Raw genomic sequence first — 23,367 nt, 5'->3', positions numbered from 1 at the left:
TTTACCCACAAACATAAAAAAGCCTTGATACCAGTTGTATCAAGGCTTTTCACTCTTAATAAAGAGTCATATATTGATCGCGTTCCCATTGGTGAACTTGCGTTCGGAACATATCCCACTCGATTTCTTTCGCTTCTACGAAGTGCTCAAGTAAGTGGTCTCCTAAAGCAGCGCAAACTACTTCGTTAGATTGTAATGTTACTAATGCTTGAGCTAATGTTGCTGGTAAGTCAACGATACCCGATTGCTCGCGCTCTTCTTTTGTCATCACGTAAATGTTACGGTCTACTGCAGGTGGTACTGCTAATTTATTTTTAATTCCATCAAGACCTGCTGCTAGTAATGTAGCCATTACTAAGTATGGATTTGCAGCTGGGTCAACACTACGTACTTCTACACGTGTACTTACGCCGCGAGATGCTGGAATACGTACTAATGGGCTACGGTTTTGTGCAGACCATGCTACGTAACACGGTGCTTCATAGCCAGGAACTAAACGCTTATACGAGTTTACAGTTGGGTTTGCTACCGCTGTAAATGCTGGTGCATGCTTTAAAATACCTGCGATAAAATGACGTGCATCATCACTTAATTGTAAGTCTCCGTTTGGATCGAAGAATACGTTCTCTCCATTGTTAAATAGAGATAAGTTACAGTGCATACCAGAACCGTTTACTCCGAACAACGGTTTTGGCATAAACGTTGCATGTAAGCCATGTTTACGAGCAATTGTTTTTACAACAAGCTTAAACGTTTGAATATCATCACATGAGCGAAGTGCTCCTGCATATTTGAAGTCAATTTCATGTTGTCCTGGTGCTACTTCATGATGAGAAGCTTCAATTTCAAAGCCCATCTCTTCCAGCTCAAGAACGATATCACGACGACAGTTTTCCCCTAGATCCATCGGCGCAAGGTCGAAGTATCCACCGTTATCGTTTAATTCTAATGTTGGATTTCCTTTTTCATCAACTTTGAACAAGAAGAACTCTGGTTCTGGTCCAAGGTTGAAATCTGTAAATCCTAACTCTTCCATTTCTTTTAATACACGTTTTAAGTTGTTACGTGGGTCACCTTCAAACGGAGTACCGTCAGCTTTGTAAATGTCGCAAATTAAACGAGCTACTTTCCCTTTCTCAGCTGTCCATGGGAATACTACCCACGTATCTAAGTCTGGATATAAGTACATATCTGACTCTTCAATACGAACAAATCCTTCAATAGAAGATCCATCAAACATCATTTTATTGTCTAACGCTTTTGTTAACTGACTTACTGGAATTTCTACGTTTTTAATAATTCCTAATAAATCCGTAAATTGCAGACGGATGTACTTTACATTCTCTTCTTTCGCCAAGCGGAAAATATCTTCTTTCGTATACTTTGCCATTTTCCAATTCCTCCTTAGTCCCTTAAAAAATCCCTCTAATACCCTCAGAATTGACAATTATCAATGGAAAAACCTAGAAATATCACCTTGTCGCAATGACGTTCGATTAAACCTACCAGTATGCTGTAGCTCATCTCGAAGAATTTTGCGAAGCTCAGATTTTGAAATTTCCTTTGTTTCTTCCTTTTTTTGTACAAGTTCTGATTGGTTCTCTTTCATCTGTAAAACTTGTTTAATACCAGCCATGTTTAAACCTTGATCCAACAAGTCTTTAATTTCTAATAACTTATCCACATCGTTAAACGAAAATAATCTGCGATTTCCCTTTGTACGGGTTGGGAAAATAAGATTATGCTCTTCATAGTAGCGAATTTGACGAGCAGATAGTTGTGTTAAATCCATTACAATTCCAATAGGAAACAGCGGAGCAGAACGTCTATCTTGTTTCATTAATTCAGTTCCTCCTTCGCCTTAACTGATTCTTATTCTATATTATGTTATGTTTCATGTCAACACATGTTAGCTTTTCTTACATGGTTTTTTGGAATTTTTTTCACTCTTTCATCAAATAACTAAAATTCATCTTCATATACAAAAAAAGCTGTCAAAATTGACAGCTTTTCCATTACGAAATTGTTAATAATTGTTTTTCAACTAATTCATCGATTGCAGAGCAAATCGCAATCTTCACATGAGAATATGTTAATCCACCCTGTACATATGCAACATAAGGCGGACGAATTGGACCATCAGCAGATAATTCAATACTTGCACCTTGAATAAACGTTCCCGCTGCCATGATTACATCATCTTCATATCCTGGCATGTAGTTCGGATACGGTGTGAAATGAGAATTAATTGGAGACGCATATTGAATCGCTTGGCAAAACGCAATCATACGCTCTTTATCATCAAATTGTACAGATTGAATTAAATCCGTACGAGGAGCATCCCAAGTTGGCGACGTATTCATTCCTAATTTTTGTAGGAAAGCCGCTGTAAAAATCGCACCTTTTAACGCTTGACCAGCAACATGCGGCGCTAAGAAGAAGCCTTGATACATTTCTTGTAAGCTATATAAAGAAGCTCCTGCTTCCGCACCAATACCAGGAGCAGTCAAGCGATACGCACACGCTTCCACATACTCTTCTTTCCCGACGATGTAACCACCTGTTTTCACAATACCACCGCCTGGATTTTTAATTAAAGATCCAGCCATTAAATCTGCCCCAACGTGACATGGCTCTAGCTCTTCTACAAATTCTCCATAACAATTATCTACAAACACAACAACATCTTCTTTAATCTCTTTTACAAATGCAATCATTTCTTTAATTTCTGCAATTGTAAATGATGGACGCGTTGCATAACCTTTCGAGCGTTGAATTCCAATCATCTTTGTATTTTCATGAATCGCTGCGGCAACAGCCTCAAAATCTACTCGTCCTTCACTTGTTAGCGGAACAGCGTTGTAACCAATATTGTATTCTTTAAATGAACCTACACCTTTACCACGAACACCAACAATCTCTTCTAACGTATCATATGGTTTACCAGTAATGTATAACAGTTCATCACCAGGACGTAACACACCAAATAAAGATGTTGCAATTGCATGTGTACCAGAAATAATTTGCGGACGAACAAGTCCTACTTCTGCTCCGAATACATCAGCATACACTTTTTCTAACGTATCACGACCAATGTCATCATAACCATAACCTGTTGTCGGAATAAAGTGTGAATCACTAATTTTATGACCTCTGAAACTTTCTAACACACGAAATTGGTTACTTTCAATCACTTCATCTATACGTTTATGTATATCAGCAATTTGGACCTCTACTTCTTTTACAACCTTTTTAATCTTCTCTCCATTTTTCAAACGATCAAACATGCTTTTTCTTCTCCTTTTCATGCTGTAAATCTATTCATCTTAACGAGTAAGAGCGACTAGAAATATTATTTCATTCTTCCATTTAACGGTGAATGAGCAAATATATATCCTTTACATACATATACTTGTTCTTCTTCCCGAAATACCATATCGGTTAATACGCTATCTGTTTTTAATTGCATCAGCAATCTACCTTCATGAGCAGGAACTGTTACCTCATACGGTTCCATCTGCTCAATTACTCCCGTTTCTATCTTCCTTTTCAATTCCTCTATATCATCTATACAAAAGGCACTTGTCATGATGGAATCACTTGTTGGTGATGGAATAAATTTATCATATTGCTCATCGCGTTTGTTATATACCGTGATAACAGGAACATGCTTCACTTCTAATTCATGAAGTAATTCATTCACCGTCTCTTCATGATTCACATAATTTGAGTCTGACGAATCAATGACATGTAATATAAGGTCCGCTTCATTTACCTCTTCTAACGTAGAACGAAACGCTGCAACTAATGATGTCGGCAAATCTTGAATAAATCCAACAGTATCCGTTAGTAACACCGTATATCCGCATGGAAGCTGCATTTTACGTGTCGTTGGATCTAGTGTAGCGAAGAGTAAGTTCTCTTCAAACGTATTTGCTTCTGTCAATCTGTTAAACAGGGTGGATTTCCCTGCATTCGTATACCCAACAATTGATACTTGAAACACTTGATTTTGTTTTCTTCGTTCACGATAGCGTTTCCGATGCTCAACCACAACAGCAAGCTGTCGTTTTATTTCGTCAATGCGCGAACGAATATGACGGCGATCTGTTTCTAACTTCGTTTCACCAGGTCCCCTCGTCCCAATTCCTCCACCAAGACGCGATAACGATGTCCCTTGTCCAACAAGACGTGGCAACGCATATTGTAGTTGTGCTAATTCAACTTGAAGCTGCCCTTCCCTTGACCTAGCACGCTGCGCAAATATATCTAATATAAGTTGCGTGCGGTCAATGACTCTCCCATCTAACTCTGCTGACAAATTACGAATTTGACTTGGCGTTAATTCATTATTAAAAATAATAACATCTGGTTCAAGTTCTTTTACTAAAGAAGAAAGTTCTTCAAGCTTCCCTTTTCCAATATACGTAGCTGGATGAAATTTCGGACGCTTTTGTGTTGTTGACACCAACACATCTGCACGTGCTGTTTTTGTCAAGGAAGCTAACTCCTCCATCGAGTGCACAAATCGTTTATCTTCATCTTGTGATAACTGACAGCCAACCAAGATTGCTTTTTCTTTTTTTTCTAACAAATAGCTCACTCATCCTTTTCGAAATTTAAACCTTCTAATATAATAGCAGAGGAATCATTTTTCATCTAGATAGCGAGGGAGAAAATTCATGGCATGGGATTTATTTAGCATCATCGGTACAATTGCCTTTGCTTTAAGCGGCGCAATCGTAGCAATGGAAGAAGAGTACGATATTTTTGGGGTATACATTTTAGGCATGGCAACCGCTTTTGGCGGCGGTGCTCTTCGAAACTTGTTAATTGGATATCCAATCGTTGCATTTTGGAAACAAGATCTCTTATTTCAAATTGCATTGTTATCCATTACAATCATTTTCTTATTCCCAAAGAAACTAATGAAACATTGGAAACGTTGGGAACATATTACAGATGCGATTGGATTATCGGCATTTGCTGTACAAGGAGCTTTATATGCACAACAATTAAACTTGCCTATTAGCGCAACTATTGTTGCAGCAGTTTTAACAGGTATTGGCGGCGGAATTATTCGCGATTTGTTAGCGCGTCGAAAACCACTTGTACTACGCGCTGAAGTCTATGCATTTTGGACGATTTTAGCCGGTTTTGTAATCGGTTGCAAAATTATTGTAAGCGACTGGGCATTATATGTGTTATTTACTCTCATTGTTTGCTTACGAATGGTATCTATACATTACAACTGGAAGCTTCCACATCGAACTTTAGACAGAGTAGAACATCCTATTGATTCCTAACAATTTCCCTTCTACACCATTGTAGAAGGGTTTTTTGTAGAATAATAAGACGAAATTAAAAGCATCGAAATTGCATGTTTTTCTCACCTCTCCGCCAATACTACAGATGAAAGGAAGGTGAGAGATATGACTAATCATGTAAATAAAGGAGCTCAAAGAAGTTCTGTCAACCAATTTGGCCACGACAAAAACTCAGCTCATGAAAAGAGCGAAAAGATGGAACGCTATCATCAAGCATATAAACAAAAGCAAAAAGAAGAGTAGCAACATCTTTATAAAGGACACCTGCAATTAGCTACAAATCCCCAGATAAATGATCGAAAAACGCGAAGCATCAAACTTCGTGTTTTTCTTTTTTATAATTCTTTTATACTGCTATATGTATTATGGATCATCCTAATCCCTTCCCTCTATACCTTTAATGCAATCAAAGAAACGCATAGCTTATGAGCTATGCGTTTCTTCTTCTAGTGCTAAATCATCACTTGAAATTGTAATGAGATCATATTTATCGTACGCGTCTTCTTGAAGCAATCTCATCGCCTGTGTACGAATTGATTTTTCAACTATATTCCGAACGTAACGACCATTGCTAAATGAGGTAATATGAGAAGAATATTTTACAGCATTTAAATGATCCCTAAGTTTCCACTCCGCCTCTTTTAATAATTGATATTCTCGTTCATCATACATTCTTCTTCCAATTTCCACTAATTGATTCACACTGTAATCCGAAAACTCAATAATAAAAGGGAAACGTGATTGTAAACCAGGATTTAAAGAGAGGAAATGATTCATTTCTCTTGAATAGCCCGCTAAAATTAAGACAAAACCATGTTGCTTATCTTCCATATGCTTCACGAGTGTATCAATTGCTTCTTTTCCAAAGTCCTTTTCTCCTCCGCGTGCTAACGAATACGCTTCGTCAACAAATAATATTCCCCCCATTGCTTTTCGAATCAGGTCTCTCGTTTTTTGCGCTGTATGTCCAATATACTCTCCTACTAAGTCAGCACGTTCCGCCTCTACTAAATGTCCCTTCGTTAATACGTTCATCTCACACAATAATTTACCAATCATTCGCGCAACAGTCGTTTTCCCTGTCCCTGGGTTCCCTTTAAACAACATATGCAACACTTGCTTTTCAGACTTCAATCCCATCTCTTGTCGTTTTTTATTCACATAAATCCATGCATAAATCTCTTTTATAATTTTTTTAATTTCCTCCATTCCAACGAGTTTCTCCATTTCTTCCTCAATACGTTGTAACATTTCATGCTTTGTCACTGTTTCATTAGAAAGAATTGGCTTTCTCTCTGGAGAAGGAACAGAAATTTTTTGACGGTGATTTAATACGATGTTAATTTGATTATTATTTTTCTTTCGCATCGACTGCTCCATACAGTCACCTCACTTTATCATCCAATTGACGATTATTGTCAACATTTGCGCTTTCCTAAGAAATAAACATTTTCTGAAAAATTTTGTTATAATGTAAGAAAACTAAGGTGGTGGGAATATGGAAACGAAAGAAGTTGACGATACAGTACAAGCTTTTTCCGCTTACTTATTAAACAAAGGCCGAAAAACCTCAACAATCAAGCGGTATGTGTATGACATTGAAGATTTTATACACTGGCTCCAAAAAAATAAAAAACTTTCTTCTAGTAATATATGGGGGACACTTTGTACAAAAGACTATGAAAATTATTTTTTCGATTTAAAAACGAAACGCCATTACTCTGAAAAAACGATGCACCGCGTCTTTATTGTATTAAATCGGCTATACCAGTTTTTAAACCTTCCTAGCCCACTTAAAAACATGGATCTTGTCATCCAGCCCAATCGAGATTTAAGAGATGAAGATTTCATTTCACAGGAAGAAGAACTACGCTTAAAATATATTTTAACTTCGTTAGAAGGACTATCAGACAAACAACGTCCGGTACGACCACTATTAATGGATCGGAACGTTTGTATTATTACACTTTTACTAGACTACGGATTATCGTTACAAGAACTGGTCTCCCTGCATATGAACTATGTTCACTTTGAAAATAACACATTATCTATCCCTGCCGTATCAGGGGTAGAACGTACAATTACTTTAAAAGAAGAAGATAAAAAGCAACTATATCTTTATTATAAAAAAATCCCTGAGCCCGTTAGACCAAAGTATCATAGTAACGATCCTTTATTTGTTGCTTTTGATTTTAATCGTAATACGTATAAATGGGTATACGAAGATGATGCCCCAAAAGGCTTAACAGAGATTGCTGTTCAAAAAATGATTCGACTTGAAGTCGCACGTGCCGTATTACGAAAAGGAATATGCGGGCAACATTTACGAAATACTTTTATATTACGCCTTATCGAGCAAGAAATTTCCGAACAAGAGATTATGAAAAGAATTGGTTTTAAATCAAAAATCTCGTTAAAAAGATATTATCGCTACGCAAAAAACAAGACCCTCTAATAAAAATAGAGGGTCTTCCTTATGTATAGACTATTCTAGTTCGATTGCTACATTTTTTTGTGGCACAAATGTAGAAATTGCATGTTTATAAATAAGCTGTTGCTTACCTTCTGTTTCCAATAATACTGTAAAATTATCGAAACCTTTGATTAAACCGCGAAGCTGGAAACCATTTAATAAGTACAGCGTCACAAACGTATTCTCTTTACGGAGTTGATTTAAAAATTGATCTTGAATATTGATTGATTGCTTCATGTCGAATCCTCCTCTTTTTCTCTACAAATTATTATTCGACTTAACTTGTAGCTTTCCTTCTATGTACTGCAAAATTTCAGTTGTTTTTTCACCACTCGTCATATTAAACCATTCCACGTCCATTTTATTGCGGAACCATGTTAATTGACGTTTTGCATAGCGACGTGAATTTGTTTTCAGTGCAGTTACTGCTTCTTCTAATGATGTACGACCTTCTAAATATTCATATAGCTCTTTATATCCAATTGCTTGAATAGATTGACAGTCTCGCACACCATCTTCATATAAATTCTTCACTTCTTGTAATAAACCTTGCTCCATCATAAGGTCAACACGTAAATTAATACGATCATATAGTAGAGCTCGGTCCATCGTCAAGCCAATGAAAGCAACATCATACAGCAGTTCCGTTTCTTGCTCGTCAAGTTGATCACTCATCGTTTTTCCTGTCGTATGGAAAATTTCTAAAGCACGAATGACCCTCCTTACATTGTTCGGATGAATACGTTTCGCACTTTCAGGATCAATTTCTTGCAGCATGTTATGTACATATTCCACACCATGTTCACTTGCAAGTACTTCTAGCTTTTCTCTGTAAATAACATCTCCAGGTTCTTCTGAGAACTGATAGTCATATAATACAGATTGAACATATAATCCTGTTCCACCAACAATAATAGGTAACTTTCCACGGCTTGAAATATCCTGAATATGTTCGCGTACACGACTTTGAAACTCCGCAACTGAAAAAGCCTCTTCAGGGTTTTTTATATCAATCATATAATGCGGGATTCCATTCATTTCCTCTGCAGTTACTTTCGCTGTACCAATATCCATCTTACGGTATACTTGCATGGAATCACCACTGATGACTTCACCGTGTAAAGCTTTCGCAAGATCGATGCTTAATTTTGTTTTCCCTACTGCTGTAGGTCCAATGATGACAACAACTTTCTCGCGCTTTGTTTCTCCCATATCTTTCAACTCTCTTTATGTAAAAATAATTTACCTGTTCATTATATCCAATCTTATCAATTTTAACAGTTACAATGCAAGTACTTATAATGCGGTGAATGAAATTTTTTAATCTATACTTATAAAAAAATACTTTTATCGGCATATTTTATCCTCCCTACTCATATACATGCTAAAAAGAAATGGAGAGGATATTATGAAAACTGGACAAGCTACTATGAAACTGGACGCATTATTAGAAGATCTAATTTTATCAACAGCAACGAAACAACAAAAATGCTCAGAAGAAGAATTATACTTTGCATTAAATTGTTTACTTCGTTCTTTTCATACTATCGTTACTGATGATTGCCTCCAAAATAAAACAGAATATACAAAAATACAATTTTGCACCGCTTACAACATTTTAACTGGTAAAACTATCTATCCCTTTTAATAGACTTGCAAATGTCATCATAAAAAACTTCATCAACATACAAAACAATTCATGATAACATTTGCGCTTGTAAATAAAATGAAACTTCAATCAGTGGGGGTTCTCCATCCTCCACTGATTGTTAGCCCAACCAATCGGGCTTTTACGAGCTGTTTATCTGTTGCCGGTGTACTCTCAATAAATACAAATGTAACTTGGTGGAAATAAAAAAAATCTCAGCTAAACAAATAGCTGAGATTTTTTTAATAGTAAGGTGAAATCATTAAATAAACAATAACCCCTGTCAAACTTACATATAACCAAATTGGCATCGTCCAACGAACGATTTTACGGTGACGCGTTAATTGATTTGTTACCCCGTACACTAAAGAAAATAGCGCAAGTGGTACGATAATCGCTGCTAGAATAATATGTGTAATTAAAATGAAGAAATACACATATTTAATAATCCCTTCGCCGCCATAACTTGTTGGAGGCGCAATGTAGTGATACGTTAAGTACGATACACAAAACAGCAGTGTTGTTGTAAATGCTGCAAAAATAAATCCTCTATGCAATTTCACATTCTTTTTTAAAATCGCAAACAATGCCGCTAGTAAAAATACAAATGTAAAGCTATTAAAAATAGCATTTAACATCGGTAAAATTTTGACATCAAAGGACACTTCTCCCCCATAGCCAACAGGTCCAAAAAACAAAAATAAAATTATTGCGTTAACAATTACAGAAAGTGTTATCACAATCGAAGTATAACTCTTCTGATTCGTTGAATGGTTCATCGAATTGTTCACTCCCTCTTTCTCTTTTCCATATATAGCTAGCTCACCTATTTTAACATATTATACACTGTGAGAATGTGACAATACTTCGAATTTCAACTATGTATCGCACAACTAAGCCTTATCGATAGCATTTTATCGTTTTATACGGAAAATAGCAATTCTTTTTCATTCCACTTCATCAAGAATGCTATGTTTTAAAAACAATTCCCATACTAATTCATTCCGACTACCTATCCCTACTTTAGCAAAGATTGACTTTAAATGATCTTGAACGGTATAAGTTGACATATTTAAATAGATAGCAATTTGTTTCGTCGATTCTCCTTTCATTACTCGCTCCACAACCTGCTTTTCTCGCACTGAAAAATCATATCCCTCAGCTAAAAGGTGAAAGATATCTTCTTGCTGAGCCCTTTCAAATGAAACTGTATAACATACCTGATTATGGTCACCACTCATTTTACTAGCCTTAATCATGACAATCTGCCTATCCGGCGTATACATACAAATCTTCGCTACATCACCTAAGGTATTAGGTGATGCCACGCGAGAACACACTGCGCGAACCGGCCGCGGCAAATCTCCTTCTTGTAGGCCTTCCCACTTTTGCAGTCGAGATAGCCATTCCTCCCCGCCTTTATTCAAAAATAACGGCTGAAAATAATCATTGACAACAATCATTCCTGTTTTAATCATGCTCCATTCTTTCGTAATAGGTAACATCACACTTTTTACACGTAATACCTTCGCGATTGCAGGCATAATAGAAATGAGATACGTGCAATCTTCATCCGAAAAAAATGGTTCATCTTCATTACGGAACAAACTAAGAAATCCCCAGCATTTCCTTTTATATACAAAAGCAACTCTCAGCTCATCCCCTAGTCCGGCAAACTTTAAAACATTTCGATAACGCTTACTCTTCATCAAATTACCGCATGTTGCTTTACTTAATGAAGCAACGTGCGGTACATATTTAACTAATTCCTCATGCCTGTTATAGTCTTGTTCACCATATTCGTTCATAAAAAGCTGATGATGAATCCGTTCAATCCGTTCATCTGTATAAGCTCCTGTCGATAGCAACGTATACGGATCAACTGTTGTAAAACATACATTCTGAAAGGAAATCGTAGCGCGCAATGTTTTAATAACAGCCGTTTGAAATGCTGTTATACAGCTCGTTGTATGCATTAGCAATTCAATTTCTTTTATCATTTCATCTCTTCTTTTCCCCATCATTCTCCCCCCATATTTCTGGGATTGTTTCTCACCTTCTACACTTCCATAATAAATGTGAAGAGTATTTATTTTATAAAAAGAGGTGTAAAAAATGTCAACAGCAAGCAATTGGAACGATGCAACTGTACATGAGTATGAACAAATGATTCCTATTAAAATCCCAGGGTATTATACACTTTATAATATGATTGGTAATTTTCTTCCCTCTATGTTATCCGGCAAACTTAAATCACCACACATACTTATTGCTGGGGCTGGTGGTGGTCAAGAAATTCTTACACTTGGGAAGAAAGATGCAACATTACAATTTACTGGTATCGATCCATCACAGTCTATGTTACAGTTAGCAAAACAACGCATACGAAACAATGACATACAAAATGAAGTGACTCTTATTAATGGAACTGTTCTTGAGTTGCAAGACGATGAGCGATTTAACGCTGCAACATGTATACTCGTTCTACATTTCATACGAAACACTTCTGAAAAACGAGATTTGATTATGCAAATCCAGCAGCGCTTAAAACCTGGTGCACCATTTTTCATCTGTGCCATAAATGGGAATCCAAACTCAAATTCTTTTTCCATACAAATGAAAGCTTGGCGTAATCATATGCGACAAAATCATGTCCCAAAAGAAGATTGGGAACGGTTTGAATCTTCTTTTGGGACAGATATACATCCCATCACAGAAAAAGAAATGATAATATTGCTACAAGACTGTGGTTTCACAATAATTACTCGCTTTTTTACAAGCTTTCTAATTGATGGTTTTTGGGCAATAAAAAGGTAAGTGCTTATTCTTCATGCACTTACCTTTTTCCTTATTATTGATTACTTATAAAGCGTAATGCTCTACTTAGCATCGTTGGTACGACAGAAGCATGGTTTTCCTCTTCCGCACCATGAAACTCTAATCTTAGTTTACTATGCTTTAAAGCAAGCAACCTTTCCGACAATGCTTTTGCATCACGATACATATGATCCTTCCCAATACCTTCAACTGTTAAGAACACACCAATCTCATTCTCTACATGCTGTAATGTTTCTATAAACTGTGCTTCTTTCTCAAGAACTGCTTCATTGTTCCACCAAATAGATGGACTACATATAAAATATGTTTGAAATGCCTCTGTTTTTGCAAACAATGTATATAAAGAAAATAATCCACCTAAGGAGTGTCCAAAGATTGTTTGCTTCATTTTATCAATCGGGAAGCACTCCTCTACTTTCTGTTTCAATTCCTCTTCTATGAAACAGAAAAACTCGTCTGCTCCTCCTGTCTTAGACCATCCACTTCCATCCGGTCTTTTTGGCAACGCCTGTTGTAATGCAGGAAGAGTGAAATCATACACGCGATCTTCTGAAGAGAAATGGTCTTCTGATGGATAGCCAATTCCAACAACAATAGCAGGCGTGACACCTGTTTTTTCCGAACGGACAGACTGGATTTTCACCGCATCTTTAAATAGCTGAAAATACGCATTACCGTCTAATACATAAATAACAGGGTAACCAGACGGTGGTGCAGGTTGTTTCGGATTTGACACATAAATTTCATACGTACGACCATTTTCTTTCCCAATCATTGTCCAATGTTCTACACCTACGGCAAGATTCTTCACAGCACTTTCCTCCTTCATCGTTACGCTTTTGTTTTATATAACAAATATAAAAAGTACGGCACACCAATAATTGAAATAACAATTCCAACCGGTATTTCAATTGGCTGAAATATTGTTTTTGCGATAAAGTCCGAAACAATGACAAGAAGCATACCAATTGCCCCGCATACCGGAATTACTTGACGATGCCTCACTCCAACTAAACGTTTTGCAATATGAGGAGCCATCAATCCAACAAAACCAATACTTCCCGAAACAGAAACTGATGCACTCACAAGCCCAATACTACTTAATAAAAGGATTGATTTTTCTCTTTCTACTAATACGCCTAAACTCTTCATTCTCGTTTCTTCTAACTGAAACATATCAAGTATGTATGCTTTTCTTTTAATAATAGGAATCAAAATGATTACCCACGGTAACATCGCAACAATGTACTTCCAGTTTGCATTATATATACTTCCTGACACCCATACAGTCGCCATTTCAAAATCAGCTGCTTTCATTTTCAGTGATACGTATAATGATAACGCACCAAAGCCTGAACCAATCGCAATTCCAGTTAGTAAAAGGCGCTGCGCATCTAATTTACCATGTTGCCAGGAAAATATATAAATCAGTATTGCTGCTCCTAAACCACCAACTAAACCAAAGATAGGCATCGTCATGACTGACAGCCAATCCGTTCCATTTATTTGTCCTTGAAAGAAAAACATAAAAATCACAATTGCAGCTCCAGCTCCGGCATTCACTCCTAAAATCCCCGGATCAGCTAAACCATTTTTCGTAATACCTTGCAGTGCAGCTCCAGCTACCCCAAGGCTCAGTCCAACTAGAGCCGCAATAACGATTCTCGGTAAGCGAAAATCAAAGATGACTAAATCATGCTCTGGAATTGGATTTATGCGCAATAATGTACGAATAATATCAGTAATCGACATATCAAACGTACCGTTCGTTATACTAATATACATCGCCATCATAATCAGACATATTAAAATAGTAAGTGTAGTTGCATAACGCACCTTTGTTGGTTTAAGCATGACGTTCTCCCCCTCTCGTTCGGATTAAATAAAGGAAGAATGGAACGCCAATCATCGCTGTTACAACCCCTATTGGTGTTTCAAACGGATAATTTACAAATCTACTTACTACATCACATAAAGCTAAAAATACGCCACCAATTACGCCAGCACACGGAATAACCCAGCGGTAGTCTGAACCAATTATAAACCGAGTTATATGCGGAATAATAAGCCCAACAAAGCCAATTTTCCCAACTAAAGCAACAGCAGTCCCCGTTAAACAAACGACTGTAAAAATTGAAAGCAACTTTACAAGTTTAGTTCGCTGTCCTAATCCGACAGAGACTTCATCACCAAGCGAAAGAATCGTAATGGATTTAGAAAGGAAAAGTGCTAATATCATTCCCACAATACCAAATGGAATTGCTAACTTTAATAGATTGGGATCAATTTGATGTAACCGAGCGTTGTACCAAAAACTAATGTTTTGCGAGACTTGGAAATAAGAAGCAATCGCTGCAGACACACTACTTAAAAATGTTCCAATTACTGTACCAATAATCGCTAAACGTACAGGGGATAATCCATTTTTAAGCAACGCACCAAATCCAAATACAATACCAGCTCCTAACGCAGAGCCGATGATTGAGCATACAATTAAATTTACAGATGACATTCCCGGAGCGAGCACCATACATAACGTAATTACGAAGGCAGATCCATCTGTAACCCCCATAATAGAAGGGGACGCAAGATAGTTTCTTGTCATCCCCTGCATAAGTGCTCCTGATATTGCTAGAAACGCACCAACAAGCAGTGCACCGACTACTCTAGGCAACCGGGAAGTCATAATAATATTGTGATCTACATTTCCTTTATCAAAATGAAAGAAAGCATTCCAAACTGTCATCACATCAATTTGCTTTGCGCCATACAAAATGGAAGCGACAATTGTCAGTACAATCACAACAGGAGATACACATAATATGACAATTGGTATAACATTTCTAGTTTGCATATCATTCAACGCACCTTACTATTTAGCTAAATGCTTTTCTGCAGCTTTTAAAAATTCCACTTTACTCCAAGCTGTACCACCTTGTGCCATTGGATCAACAGTGTTTACAAATACTTTTTTATCTTTGACAGCTTGAATGCTCTGCCAAATCGGATTGTTTTGTAGGTCTTCTAACACTTTTGGATTATTTGCATTTTCACTTTCCTCAAACTGTAAGAAAATATAATCCGGATTCATTTCTGCCATTTTTTCTAACGCAATTGTTTCCTGCGCTTTTACGGCTTCAATTTCAGCTGGCACAGATAATCCTAAATCGCTATACACAACTGGATTGAAATAAACATCTTTCGGATATACGTTTAAGTTTCCACCCCTTAGTCTAACAACAACAACTTTTTTATCTTTTAATTTAGGAGCAATTTTTTCTTTCGCTTTTTCTGCATCCGCTTTATAATCTTTAATCACTTTTTCTGCTTTCTTCTCATTACCAGTTAGTTCACCCATTAATTTTAAGTTTGCTTCCCAGTTTGTTGAAATGTGTGAAACAGGGAATGTTGGCGCTATTTTTGTGAATTTCTCTGCTGTTTCTGCTGGAAACTTTGAACTTCCTGTAATAACATCTGGCTTTAATTGTAGAAGTGTTTCAAAATTAGGCTCCATTTTTTCACCAATTGATTTTGCACCTTTTAATTCTTTTTCTAAATACTTAGGAAGTTCACCAGCAACTGTAATCGCACCAACTGGTTTTACTCCAAGAACCGCTGCATCTTCCATCGACTCTAAACTAGCCGTTACAATTTTCTTTGTTTCTCCTGGAACTGTATATTGTTGATCAAGATATGTAATCTTTCTCTCTTCTGTTTTCTTCGTTTCCGTTTCTTTACTTTTTGGCTTCTGCTCTGTAGCACTTTTCTCCGCGCTACCGCAAGCTGCAAGACCAATACTTAATACTGTTGCCATTCCTAATGTTAATAACCTTTTATTCATTTTTTATAATCCCCTTTATCTTTAATATAAAAATGTACAGAATATAAGATTTAGTTCATGTTGTTAAATAATCGCTTCACCCTACCCCTGATACAAACATACCTTCATTACCTTCTCTCTATTTTAATTGATAATGATTTTCGTTATTAATATACTACTCTTCTTTTTTTATTTCAAGAAACATTTTAAAAATTTTAAAAGACTTGCATTTTCCTAACATAATCGTTAAAATATTTAAAATTAAACAAAAGCATCTCGTATAATCGTAGGGATATGGCCTACAAGTTTCTACCAAGCTACCGTAAATGGCTTGACTACGAGAATAAATGAAGGTGGATGTATTCTCCTTTTTATTCTCGTATATATAAAAAGGAGCGTGAACATCTTGGTAAATAAACAAACTTTAAAACAATACATCTCTGTTGCAAATGGAACAGAAATAGCGGATACAGTTATTCGCAACGCACAAATTGTAAATGTATTTACGAAAGAAATTACAAGTGGTGATATCGCTATTACAGACGGTATGATTGTTGGAATTGGCTCATTTCGTGGAAAAGTCGAAATCGATGCAAACAACCAATATGTATGCCCTGGGTTGATTGATGCTCACGTACATATTGAATCTTCTATGGTTACACCAGAGCAATTTGCAAAAGTTGTTCTTCCTCACGGTGTAACAACAGTTATTGCCGATCCTCATGAAATTGCTAATGTACTTGGTGCATCCGGCATTCAATATATGTTAGACATGTCAGATGACATTCCTCTAGACGTGCGTATTATGTTACCTTCTTGCGTTCCTGCTACATCGTTTGAACGTGCTGGAGCAGTATTACACGCCGAACATTTAGCACCTTTTTTACAGCACCCACGTGTACTTGGACTTGCTGAAGTGATGGATTTCCCAGCAGTTTTTGAAGCAAAAGAAGAGATGTTAAATAAGTTGACATTAACATCACAAATCGATGGTCACGGAGCTGGTCTTAGTGCACAGCAAATTAACGTTTACTGCGCTGCCGGCATTACAACAGACCATGAATGTACAACGAAAGAAGAAATGTTAGATCGCTTACGCCGCGGCATGTACGTAATGCTTCGCGAAGGATCTGTTGCTAAAAATGTAAAAGCATTACTAGAAGGTGTAACAGAACAAAATGCACACCGCTGTCTATTTTGTACAGACGATAAACATTTAGATGATTTAATAGAGGAAGGTAGCGTTGACTATAACGTTCGACTCGCTATTGAAAATGGACTATCTCCAATTACAGCCATTTCGATGGCAAGCCTACATGCCGCGCAGTGCTATGGTTTTCAAACAAAAGGGGCAATTGCGCCTGGATACGAGGCTGACTTACTATTTATCGATGATTTAGAAGCATTTTCGATTACAAAAGTGTTCCAAAAAGGAAAACTCGTTGCTGAAAATGGCAAATATGTTGGCTCAGAAAAAGTAGTAAAAACAAAAGATACTGCCGTCAATTCTGTCAATCTTGCTCCTGTAACGAAGCAAGACTTACAAATTCATATGACTGGCACTCAAATGGCAAACATCATTAGCATTATTCCGAATCAACTTGTGACGAAGCACCTTATAGAAAGAGTCACTACAAAACATGGTTATTTCATCCCATCAACTGAACACGATCAATTAAAAATTGCGGTCATTGAAAGACATAAAGCAAGCGGACAAATTGGCGTTGGGATTGTAAAAGGATTCTGCCTAAAAAGCGGTGCTATCGCAACAACTGTTGCTCACGATTCCCACAATATCATTGTGGTTGGAACAAATGATGACGATATACTCGCAGCAATTCATGCTATCGAAAACATGCAAGGTGATATGGTCGTTATTAAAAACGGTCAAGTGCTTGCTAACCTTTCCCTTCCGGTAGCGGGATTAATGTCTGAAGAACAAGCACCTTCTATTTACGAAAAAATAAAGCAACTCGATAACAGTTTACAAGTACTTCAAGCAACAGGTGAATTTAATTCCTTCTTAACATTATCATTTTTATCGTTACCAGTTATTCCAAACATAAAAATGACAACAGATGGGTTGTTTGATGTTGTCAGCTTTACACATATACCAGTTGCACAACATGCAGAAACAATTGAAAAGGTCGTGTAACAACGGCCTTTTTTCATCTTAAACTATAAGAATGAGGGATAAGATGAATCGAATTGAACGAATCAGAAAAGAAGAAAGAGAATATCATGAGTACTGTTATGAGAATTATAAACTGTTTGCAGAAGATTCTTGGTTACATAAGCCTGTCCAAACAGTCATTTTTCTATTTTTTGTATTTGAATTGCTAATGTCCCCCACTGCTTCTCTTGTTCTTTTGTATAGATTTCATACGTTCCATCAATCATTTCGTCCATCGTCCAACCTTCGCAATCAAACAAGTGAAACGGGATATCTTCGTACATTTCTTGAAATGTATCATATTTCCGAATTCCTATTACTTCTACTTGTAATGCTTCATCATTTTCTGGTACTCTAATAAACTCAATGGTATCTCCAATGTGAAGCTTTCGTCTCTTTTCATCATTTAACCTTACTTCGTATACTTTCTTTCCTTCTTTAATCGATTGGAAGGGTTCGTCATATAAGCCCATAATATGTTTCAAACTTATTCCTCCTGTTTTAATATTATAAATTCCATCTATTTCTACATATAAAATTTATTCTTTTTCATATTTCTTTGCTTTCCGTGTATTCTTCAATCACTACTTGTTTGTCCATAAAATACATCTCCTGCTGTTTTTCTCTCTTGTAGTTTAGAAACAATTGAAAGTAATTCCTGTAAATCATCAATGACATACTCATCTGTAAACGGTGTTCCCCAAAACATATCTTTCTTCCATACCGCATGCATCCCTACATTTCTCGCCCCGATTACATCATTCTCTGGATGATCACCGACATATATACTTTCTTTTGCTGTAACACCTAACCGCCGCAATGCTCTCATAAAAATTTCAGGTTCGGGCTTTTTCAGACCTTCTTCCTCTGAAACCAATATAACGTCCATATATTGTTCAATCTGTAATGCGCGTATATTTAGACGCTGAAATTCAGTGAATCCATTTGTAATCATTCCTAACAATATCCCTTTACTTTTTAGTTCTTGCAGTACTTGTTTCATATTAGGAAACGAAGTGCAGTGATGCTGAAAGTTTTGGATGTAATCCTCTAACAATTGCTCTGACGTTAAACAAGTAATATCATACTCTTCACATAATTGCTTATACACTTTATCTTTCCAAACATAGCCACGATAATCTAACTCCAGAAATCTTTCTATGTATTCTTCTTTTTCTATATGCCTTAGTTGATTATAGTGCCGCTCATACTGGTCACAAATAAATCGTTTTAATGAATGATCTCGATCTAATAACGTTCCGTCTAAATCAAATATTACTGCCCGCACTATTTTTACACACCCTTTTGTCAAGCTCTTATCACAGAACAAAGCGTCTTCTTTTCAAACGAAATCCCCCATCGCAAAGTTACAATGGGGGATTTCGTTCATACTCTTATATCCGTAACCTTTTCTAACCTCTATTTTTTCTAGGTCCCACAACTAACTTAATTGCTGTTTTTTCTTGTTGATCAATTGAAATATCTTGGAATGCTGGAACAAGAACTAAATCAATTCCACTAGGAGCTACAAATCCTCTGGCAATCGCAATTGCTTTAATCGCCTGGTTTAGAGCACCTGCTCCCACTACTTGAATTTCTGTATGGCCTTGCTCTCTTACTACACCTGCAATTGCACCTGCGACTGAATTGGGACTCGATTTCGATGATACTTTCAATACATTTTCCATGTAAATGCTCCCCCTATTGTTTAGTCAACTTGTTAGGTTATGAAAAGGAATGTAACTTTCACCACTATTCATATCCAAAGCAAACACATTATTATATTCATTCGCTACTTTTTATATTGCTCCTGCCGTTTTTGAAAATAAAAAAGCGAGGCAAGAACATGTTCTCACCTCGCTTACAATTATTCATTAAAAAAAGAAAACACCAATAAGAGAAAACGCAATAACAACTACTAACAGAACCGTAAGATGAATAATCGAGAAAACAAACATAACGTTTGCCCATTTTTCAGCACCCATTTTACGATATCCATAAATACTTAATATAAACCACGCCATGTTCAATACAAGTGCAATAACTGTTAGAACGATACTTACTGATTGAAATAGAAAACTAGATAATACTAATGCAAACAAGTATACATTTGTTTGCATATATGTGCGCTTCGTACCTTTTACGACAGGTAACATTGGCACATTTGCTGCTTTATAGTCATCATGCTTGCGAATCGCAATTGCATAAAAGTGAGGCATTTGCCAAATGACCATCGTTACGAACAAACCTAACACTGCTGGATGCATAATATCTGGATGAATGGCCGCCCATCCAATTAATGGAGGCATCGCACCAGAAATACTTCCAACCTCAGTATTATAAACTGTTCTTCTCTTCGTCCACATTGTATATGGGAAGATATATAAAAATAATCCAAGTAGTCCTAAAAATGAAGCCATTGGGCTTGCAATTGCTAATGATACTCCGCCAAGAATTGTCATTGAAATTCCAAGCCATAATACAACTTTTAACGGAATCTCACCAACAACAGTTGGTCTACCTTTTGTTCTCTCCATAATCGAATCAATATCACGATCATATAAGTTATTAAATGCACCTGCTGCACCAATGATTAAAAATGAACCAACAATTGCACAAACAATTTCTAACATTTTATTAAGCGGATTTATATCATATACATATAGCGCTAGCGTTAGACCAGCAACCATTGCAAGTGTATTCGACTTTACAATCCCCATTTTAACGGTCTCTGAAAACACCGTCATCAACGTTCGTTTCGAATGTGATACAGCTTCTATATCAACACTCATTTCCTTCTTTCTCATACTTTGCATGCTTATCATCTTTCCTTTATGCTTATTTCCACATTGTAAAACATGTTTTATGTCAACTTGTCCATTTTATCAAATTGAACGCAAAAATGAAACTTGAAACATGCAGATTACACAATTTCTCTTCTATATAGCAGTAGTTATTGTTCACATATTAGACATATTTCCTCTTATTATTTCGAAAAAATCTTTTTTTATTTATATGCTTTCCTACTTGTAAAAGTAATACAATAGACTGTTACCACCTAACATCATTCTTTTCCCTAGAAACATTCTGCCCAGCAAAAATATTTAAGGATTAAAAAAAAACATAAAAGCATATCATAAAAGAAAATACGCTTTGAATTTATTTTACCAGAAACGTTTCTTAAAACGTCAAAATCTCAAATACCAATATATTGCAGCTTCATCACTCTCTGCATGAATACCTTTATATACAAGAAAATCAAAGCCCCCTATTACAAAGCCAAATTTTTCGTAAAATTTACATGCTCCCACATTATTTGTTTGGGTCTCTAACATGATTCCCGGCATTTTATTAGCTTGCGCCCAAAACTTTACCTTCTCAAGTAATCTTTTACCAACTCCAAGCTTCCGGAACTGTTTATCAACTTTTATATCTTCCACATAGGCAAAACCGTTCCAATGTCTTTTTACTATAACTTGTCCAATTAAGTGTCGATTCATAAACGCCAAAAACATTACTTTATTTGGATTATCAATATATTCTCTATAATCTTGCACATCCTCTTGATTTTCTATATAGTGATCTTCTAAATAGCTTTTTGTATAGCTCGGTATGTCTTTTACTGTATATTCTATTGTATTATCGACCATTGAAAGCACCAATTTAGAATCAACGTGAAAACTATCATCAATCTCAATTAAATTCTCCAAATCTTCTAATTCTATCTTTTTTATAATAATATCCATCTTTATCCCCCTCTTACATTAGCCCCTTCTCACCAGTTGAACAAGAGACTGGTGTACATAAATAACTCGAACATCAACAAAATTTCATGCCTGTAAATCATCACTATTACATAACGACACTCATCGTAAATCCATCATAGCCTTTATTCCCTACAGTTTGTATTGCTGTTGAAGATAAACGCGGCTCAGATGCAAGAGTGTCAAAGAAACAATGGATTCCTTGAATAGTAGCATCATTAGTATAGGCATTTAATATTTCTCCTTTTCGCACTACATTATTAAGTGATAGCCTAGAAATATATAGGTAGACCCTTTAAAATTATCTATATATACTTTCAAAGTAGTTAACATAACCAAATCCCTTATGGAAAGAGGAGATTCAAAAATGGCTATTTGGAGAATTGATGGAATAACAAAGGATCGATACGGCAGAAAAAATGAGAAGAGTTTCATACTAACCTTATAGTACGAGGTGATGTTTGGGGCGTTCAACTAGATGTTGAAATCACACCACTTTTTTGCATGAACTGTAACAATCAATTAGATAGCTTTTTTAAACATGACGGTTCACGATATGGGCAAGTCGGTACAATAGCATGTAACCATTGTAAAGCGAAGATAGATTGTATAGATAGCGATAATATCGTGGAAAATTTAAGGACATATACATATAAAGAAGAATATATTATTGATTATTACAAGCTATATAAACTCGAAAAAGATATATGGCATGTAATTAAAGAGAAAATTGGATACGACATATTTGAAAGATATCCAAACGAAAAAACTACATTGCAAAATGTTATAGAGGAAATATGTGAAGAATACCATATTGAGTTAAAACATGTTCAATATGACATTCCGCAAACTGATGATAAAATACATACGCTTCCTAACATTGTAAATAGGTGGATAATGTTATTAAAGATCCTAAATATTCCAGTATAAACATGAGTTCCTAAAGTAAAACTTCACTCAGTGGGGGGTTTCTTCATCACCCACTGAGTGTTAGTTGAATCAATCGGGCTTTTACAGGCTGTTTATCTCCACCTAAACTTCTCTAAATCCTCTAAGTTTTGAGGTTGGAGTTTTACAGCACGTTAATGCAGGATAAAATCATATGTCGTTGCTCTTACAATAGGAAAAATAACGCTAATTTCATAAAAAATAATTATATACTTACTTTTTTTCGCAACTATAAAATACTCACAACAAAACTATTCGTTATTTACAAAATAAAAAGAATGAACTACAGGAAGACGGTTTTTTACCCCTTTAAGTCAATGGTAAACTCTCTCTTTTTATATAATTAAAACTTTTATTACTATTTCTTAATGAATAG

25 protein-coding genes and 1 riboswitch are annotated in these 23,367 nt (G+C 36.1%); of the genes, 7 read left to right on the top strand and 18 right to left on the bottom strand.

The window, feature by feature from the left end; genetic code table 11:
- Positions 1 to 55 precede the first annotated feature (55 nt).
- The 4 genes from glnA to hflX all read right to left on the bottom strand — a co-directional run bounded on the left by glnA (position 56) and on the right by hflX (position 4,594).
- On the bottom strand, positions 56 to 1,390 hold the full coding sequence (gene glnA / locus BAMA_RS20525; RefSeq protein WP_034643038.1) for a type I glutamate--ammonia ligase: 1,335 nt from the start codon (positions 1,388 to 1,390) through the stop codon (positions 56 to 58).
- 60 nt (positions 1,391 to 1,450) lie between these two features.
- Positions 1,451 to 1,840 (bottom strand): MerR family transcriptional regulator, encoded by a 390-nt coding sequence (locus BAMA_RS20520; protein WP_034643036.1) that lies wholly within the window; start codon positions 1,838 to 1,840, stop codon positions 1,451 to 1,453.
- A 175-nt stretch (positions 1,841 to 2,015) separates the two neighbouring features.
- Complete coding sequence (locus BAMA_RS20515; RefSeq protein WP_034643034.1) at positions 2,016 to 3,287, bottom strand: methionine gamma-lyase family protein; 1,272 nt, start codon at positions 3,285 to 3,287, stop codon at positions 2,016 to 2,018.
- A gap of 65 nt (positions 3,288 to 3,352) precedes the next feature.
- Positions 3,353 to 4,594, bottom strand: a complete 1,242-nt coding sequence (gene hflX, locus BAMA_RS20510) for a GTPase HflX (RefSeq protein WP_034643031.1) — start codon at positions 4,592 to 4,594, stop codon at positions 3,353 to 3,355.
- 88 nt (positions 4,595 to 4,682) lie between these two features.
- Between hflX and BAMA_RS20505 the strand changes: the two genes are divergently transcribed.
- Positions 4,683 to 5,306, top strand: coding sequence for a trimeric intracellular cation channel family protein (locus BAMA_RS20505; RefSeq protein WP_034643029.1), 624 nt, complete (start codon positions 4,683 to 4,685; stop codon positions 5,304 to 5,306).
- A gap of 126 nt (positions 5,307 to 5,432) precedes the next feature.
- Positions 5,433 to 5,570: a hypothetical protein gene (locus BAMA_RS25005; RefSeq protein WP_200874706.1), complete on the top strand. Its 138-nt coding sequence runs from the start codon at positions 5,433 to 5,435 to the stop codon at positions 5,568 to 5,570.
- Between the two features lie 180 nt (positions 5,571 to 5,750).
- On the opposite strand, the gene spoVK is transcribed toward BAMA_RS25005, so the two are convergent.
- The gene (gene spoVK, locus BAMA_RS20500) at positions 5,751 to 6,707 is read right to left on the bottom strand and encodes a stage V sporulation protein K (RefSeq protein ID WP_034643026.1); all 957 of its coding nucleotides are present in this window, start codon (positions 6,705 to 6,707) and stop codon (positions 5,751 to 5,753) included.
- A gap of 118 nt (positions 6,708 to 6,825) precedes the next feature.
- On the opposite strand from spoVK, the gene BAMA_RS20495 reads away from it, so the two are divergent.
- On the top strand, positions 6,826 to 7,782 hold the full coding sequence (locus BAMA_RS20495) for a tyrosine-type recombinase/integrase (RefSeq protein ID WP_034643023.1): 957 nt from the start codon (positions 6,826 to 6,828) through the stop codon (positions 7,780 to 7,782).
- Positions 7,783 to 7,812: 30 nt separating this feature from the next.
- Here BAMA_RS20495 and hfq read toward each other — a convergent pair whose 3' ends face one another.
- Complete coding sequence (gene hfq / locus BAMA_RS20490) at positions 7,813 to 8,037, bottom strand: RNA chaperone Hfq (protein ID WP_034643020.1); 225 nt, start codon at positions 8,035 to 8,037, stop codon at positions 7,813 to 7,815.
- A gap of 21 nt (positions 8,038 to 8,058) precedes the next feature.
- Positions 8,059 to 9,012 carry a tRNA (adenosine(37)-N6)-dimethylallyltransferase MiaA gene (gene miaA / locus BAMA_RS20485; RefSeq protein WP_034643017.1) on the bottom strand — a complete coding sequence of 318 codons (954 nt, stop codon included), beginning with the start codon at positions 9,010 to 9,012 and terminating at the stop codon, positions 8,059 to 8,061.
- A gap of 196 nt (positions 9,013 to 9,208) precedes the next feature.
- Between miaA and BAMA_RS20480 the strand changes: the two genes are divergently transcribed.
- Positions 9,209 to 9,448 (top strand): hypothetical protein, encoded by a 240-nt coding sequence (locus tag BAMA_RS20480; RefSeq protein WP_034643014.1) that lies wholly within the window; start codon positions 9,209 to 9,211, stop codon positions 9,446 to 9,448.
- 242 nt (positions 9,449 to 9,690) lie between these two features.
- On the opposite strand, the gene BAMA_RS20475 is transcribed toward BAMA_RS20480, so the two are convergent.
- Positions 9,691 to 10,227: a DUF420 domain-containing protein gene (locus tag BAMA_RS20475; protein ID WP_034643012.1), complete on the bottom strand. Its 537-nt coding sequence runs from the start codon at positions 10,225 to 10,227 to the stop codon at positions 9,691 to 9,693.
- Between the two features lie 168 nt (positions 10,228 to 10,395).
- Positions 10,396 to 11,469: a helix-turn-helix transcriptional regulator gene (locus tag BAMA_RS20470; RefSeq protein WP_034643009.1), complete on the bottom strand. Its 1,074-nt coding sequence runs from the start codon at positions 11,467 to 11,469 to the stop codon at positions 10,396 to 10,398.
- Positions 11,470 to 11,563: 94 nt separating this feature from the next.
- Here BAMA_RS20470 and BAMA_RS20465 point away from each other — a divergent pair, with 94 nt between their 5' ends.
- Positions 11,564 to 12,265 (top strand): class I SAM-dependent methyltransferase, encoded by a 702-nt coding sequence (locus BAMA_RS20465; protein WP_034643007.1) that lies wholly within the window; start codon positions 11,564 to 11,566, stop codon positions 12,263 to 12,265.
- Between the two features lie 34 nt (positions 12,266 to 12,299).
- Here BAMA_RS20465 and BAMA_RS20460 read toward each other — a convergent pair whose 3' ends face one another.
- From BAMA_RS20460 to BAMA_RS20445, 4 genes are read right to left on the bottom strand one after another with little or no spacing between them, the layout of a single operon-like run.
- Positions 12,300 to 13,115 (bottom strand): alpha/beta hydrolase, encoded by an 816-nt coding sequence (locus BAMA_RS20460; protein WP_034643004.1) that lies wholly within the window; start codon positions 13,113 to 13,115, stop codon positions 12,300 to 12,302.
- Positions 13,116 to 13,117: 2 nt separating this feature from the next.
- Positions 13,118 to 14,140: a FecCD family ABC transporter permease gene (locus BAMA_RS20455; RefSeq protein WP_034643003.1), complete on the bottom strand. Its 1,023-nt coding sequence runs from the start codon at positions 14,138 to 14,140 to the stop codon at positions 13,118 to 13,120.
- The gene (locus tag BAMA_RS20450; RefSeq protein ID WP_034643001.1) at positions 14,133 to 15,140 is read right to left on the bottom strand and encodes a FecCD family ABC transporter permease; all 1,008 of its coding nucleotides are present in this window, start codon (positions 15,138 to 15,140) and stop codon (positions 14,133 to 14,135) included. Before BAMA_RS20450 ends, BAMA_RS20455 begins: the two co-directional genes overlap by 8 nt.
- A gap of 18 nt (positions 15,141 to 15,158) precedes the next feature.
- Entirely contained in the window at positions 15,159 to 16,127 is a 969-nt protein-coding gene (locus BAMA_RS20445; protein ID WP_034643000.1) for an iron-hydroxamate ABC transporter substrate-binding protein, read from the bottom strand.
- A 235-nt stretch (positions 16,128 to 16,362) separates the two neighbouring features.
- Positions 16,363 to 16,464: riboswitch (purine riboswitch) on the top strand.
- A gap of 45 nt (positions 16,465 to 16,509) precedes the next feature.
- Between BAMA_RS20445 and ade the strand changes: the two genes are divergently transcribed.
- Entirely contained in the window at positions 16,510 to 18,261 is a 1,752-nt protein-coding gene (ade, locus tag BAMA_RS20440) for an adenine deaminase (protein WP_157406047.1), read from the top strand.
- A gap of 155 nt (positions 18,262 to 18,416) precedes the next feature.
- Here ade and BAMA_RS20435 read toward each other — a convergent pair whose 3' ends face one another.
- From BAMA_RS20435 to BAMA_RS20415, 5 genes are all read right to left on the bottom strand, one after another.
- The gene (locus BAMA_RS20435; protein ID WP_034642995.1) at positions 18,417 to 18,764 is read right to left on the bottom strand and encodes an ASCH domain-containing protein; all 348 of its coding nucleotides are present in this window, start codon (positions 18,762 to 18,764) and stop codon (positions 18,417 to 18,419) included.
- A 92-nt stretch (positions 18,765 to 18,856) separates the two neighbouring features.
- Entirely contained in the window at positions 18,857 to 19,570 is a 714-nt protein-coding gene (locus BAMA_RS20430) for an HAD family hydrolase (RefSeq protein ID WP_051759042.1), read from the bottom strand.
- 121 nt (positions 19,571 to 19,691) lie between these two features.
- The gene (locus BAMA_RS20425; RefSeq protein ID WP_034642991.1) at positions 19,692 to 19,967 is read right to left on the bottom strand and encodes a stage V sporulation protein S; all 276 of its coding nucleotides are present in this window, start codon (positions 19,965 to 19,967) and stop codon (positions 19,692 to 19,694) included.
- 186 nt (positions 19,968 to 20,153) lie between these two features.
- The gene (gene cyoE / locus BAMA_RS20420) at positions 20,154 to 21,095 is read right to left on the bottom strand and encodes a heme o synthase (RefSeq protein ID WP_415782844.1); all 942 of its coding nucleotides are present in this window, start codon (positions 21,093 to 21,095) and stop codon (positions 20,154 to 20,156) included.
- Positions 21,096 to 21,467: 372 nt separating this feature from the next.
- Positions 21,468 to 22,025 carry a GNAT family N-acetyltransferase gene (locus BAMA_RS20415; RefSeq protein WP_034642989.1) on the bottom strand — a complete coding sequence of 186 codons (558 nt, stop codon included), beginning with the start codon at positions 22,023 to 22,025 and terminating at the stop codon, positions 21,468 to 21,470.
- A gap of 522 nt (positions 22,026 to 22,547) precedes the next feature.
- Here BAMA_RS20415 and BAMA_RS20410 point away from each other — a divergent pair.
- Complete coding sequence (locus BAMA_RS20410; protein WP_034642986.1) at positions 22,548 to 22,973, top strand: hypothetical protein; 426 nt, start codon at positions 22,548 to 22,550, stop codon at positions 22,971 to 22,973.
- Positions 22,974 to 23,367 lie beyond the last annotated feature (394 nt).

Source organism: Bacillus manliponensis (assembly GCF_000712595.1).
GTDB lineage: Bacteria > Bacillota > Bacilli > Bacillales > Bacillaceae_G > Bacillus_A > Bacillus_A manliponensis.
Note: the sequence above shows the minus strand (reverse complement) of the source record. Positions and strands in the feature narration are given on the sequence as shown.

What these genes read in the sequence shown, in the direction of transcription:
- glnA (WP_034643038.1), bottom strand. Translation starts at nt 1,390, where the DNA reads ATGGCAAAGTATACGAAAGAAGATATTTTCCGCTTGGCGAAAGAAGAG.
- BAMA_RS20520 (WP_034643036.1), bottom strand. Translation starts at nt 1,840, where the DNA reads ATGAAACAAGATAGACGTTCTGCTCCGCTGTTTCCTATTGGAATTGTA.
- BAMA_RS20515 (WP_034643034.1), bottom strand. Translation starts at nt 3,287, where the DNA reads ATGTTTGATCGTTTGAAAAATGGAGAGAAGATTAAAAAGGTTGTAAAA.
- BAMA_RS20505 (WP_034643029.1), top strand. Translation starts at nt 4,683, where the DNA reads ATGGCATGGGATTTATTTAGCATCATCGGTACAATTGCCTTTGCTTTA.
- BAMA_RS25005 (WP_200874706.1), top strand. Translation starts at nt 5,433, where the DNA reads ATGACTAATCATGTAAATAAAGGAGCTCAAAGAAGTTCTGTCAACCAA.
- spoVK (WP_034643026.1), bottom strand. Translation starts at nt 6,707, where the DNA reads ATGGAGCAGTCGATGCGAAAGAAAAATAATAATCAAATTAACATCGTA.
- BAMA_RS20495 (WP_034643023.1), top strand. Translation starts at nt 6,826, where the DNA reads ATGGAAACGAAAGAAGTTGACGATACAGTACAAGCTTTTTCCGCTTAC.
- hfq (WP_034643020.1), bottom strand. Translation starts at nt 8,037, where the DNA reads ATGAAGCAATCAATCAATATTCAAGATCAATTTTTAAATCAACTCCGT.
- miaA (WP_034643017.1), bottom strand. Translation starts at nt 9,012, where the DNA reads ATGGGAGAAACAAAGCGCGAGAAAGTTGTTGTCATCATTGGACCTACA.
- BAMA_RS20480 (WP_034643014.1), top strand. Translation starts at nt 9,209, where the DNA reads ATGAAAACTGGACAAGCTACTATGAAACTGGACGCATTATTAGAAGAT.
- BAMA_RS20475 (WP_034643012.1), bottom strand. Translation starts at nt 10,227, where the DNA reads ATGAACCATTCAACGAATCAGAAGAGTTATACTTCGATTGTGATAACA.
- BAMA_RS20470 (WP_034643009.1), bottom strand. Translation starts at nt 11,469, where the DNA reads ATGGGGAAAAGAAGAGATGAAATGATAAAAGAAATTGAATTGCTAATG.
- BAMA_RS20465 (WP_034643007.1), top strand. Translation starts at nt 11,564, where the DNA reads ATGTCAACAGCAAGCAATTGGAACGATGCAACTGTACATGAGTATGAA.
- BAMA_RS20460 (WP_034643004.1), bottom strand. Translation starts at nt 13,115, where the DNA reads ATGAAGGAGGAAAGTGCTGTGAAGAATCTTGCCGTAGGTGTAGAACAT.
- BAMA_RS20455 (WP_034643003.1), bottom strand. Translation starts at nt 14,140, where the DNA reads ATGCTTAAACCAACAAAGGTGCGTTATGCAACTACACTTACTATTTTA.
- BAMA_RS20450 (WP_034643001.1), bottom strand. Translation starts at nt 15,140, where the DNA reads ATGCAAACTAGAAATGTTATACCAATTGTCATATTATGTGTATCTCCT.
- BAMA_RS20445 (WP_034643000.1), bottom strand. Translation starts at nt 16,127, where the DNA reads ATGAATAAAAGGTTATTAACATTAGGAATGGCAACAGTATTAAGTATT.
- BAMA_RS20425 (WP_034642991.1), bottom strand. Translation starts at nt 19,967, where the DNA reads ATGGAAAATGTATTGAAAGTATCATCGAAATCGAGTCCCAATTCAGTC.
- cyoE (WP_415782844.1), bottom strand. Translation starts at nt 21,095, where the DNA reads ATGCAAAGTATGAGAAAGAAGGAAATGAGTGTTGATATAGAAGCTGTA.
- BAMA_RS20415 (WP_034642989.1), bottom strand. Translation starts at nt 22,025, where the DNA reads ATGGATATTATTATAAAAAAGATAGAATTAGAAGATTTGGAGAATTTA.
- BAMA_RS20410 (WP_034642986.1), top strand. Translation starts at nt 22,548, where the DNA reads ATGAACTGTAACAATCAATTAGATAGCTTTTTTAAACATGACGGTTCA.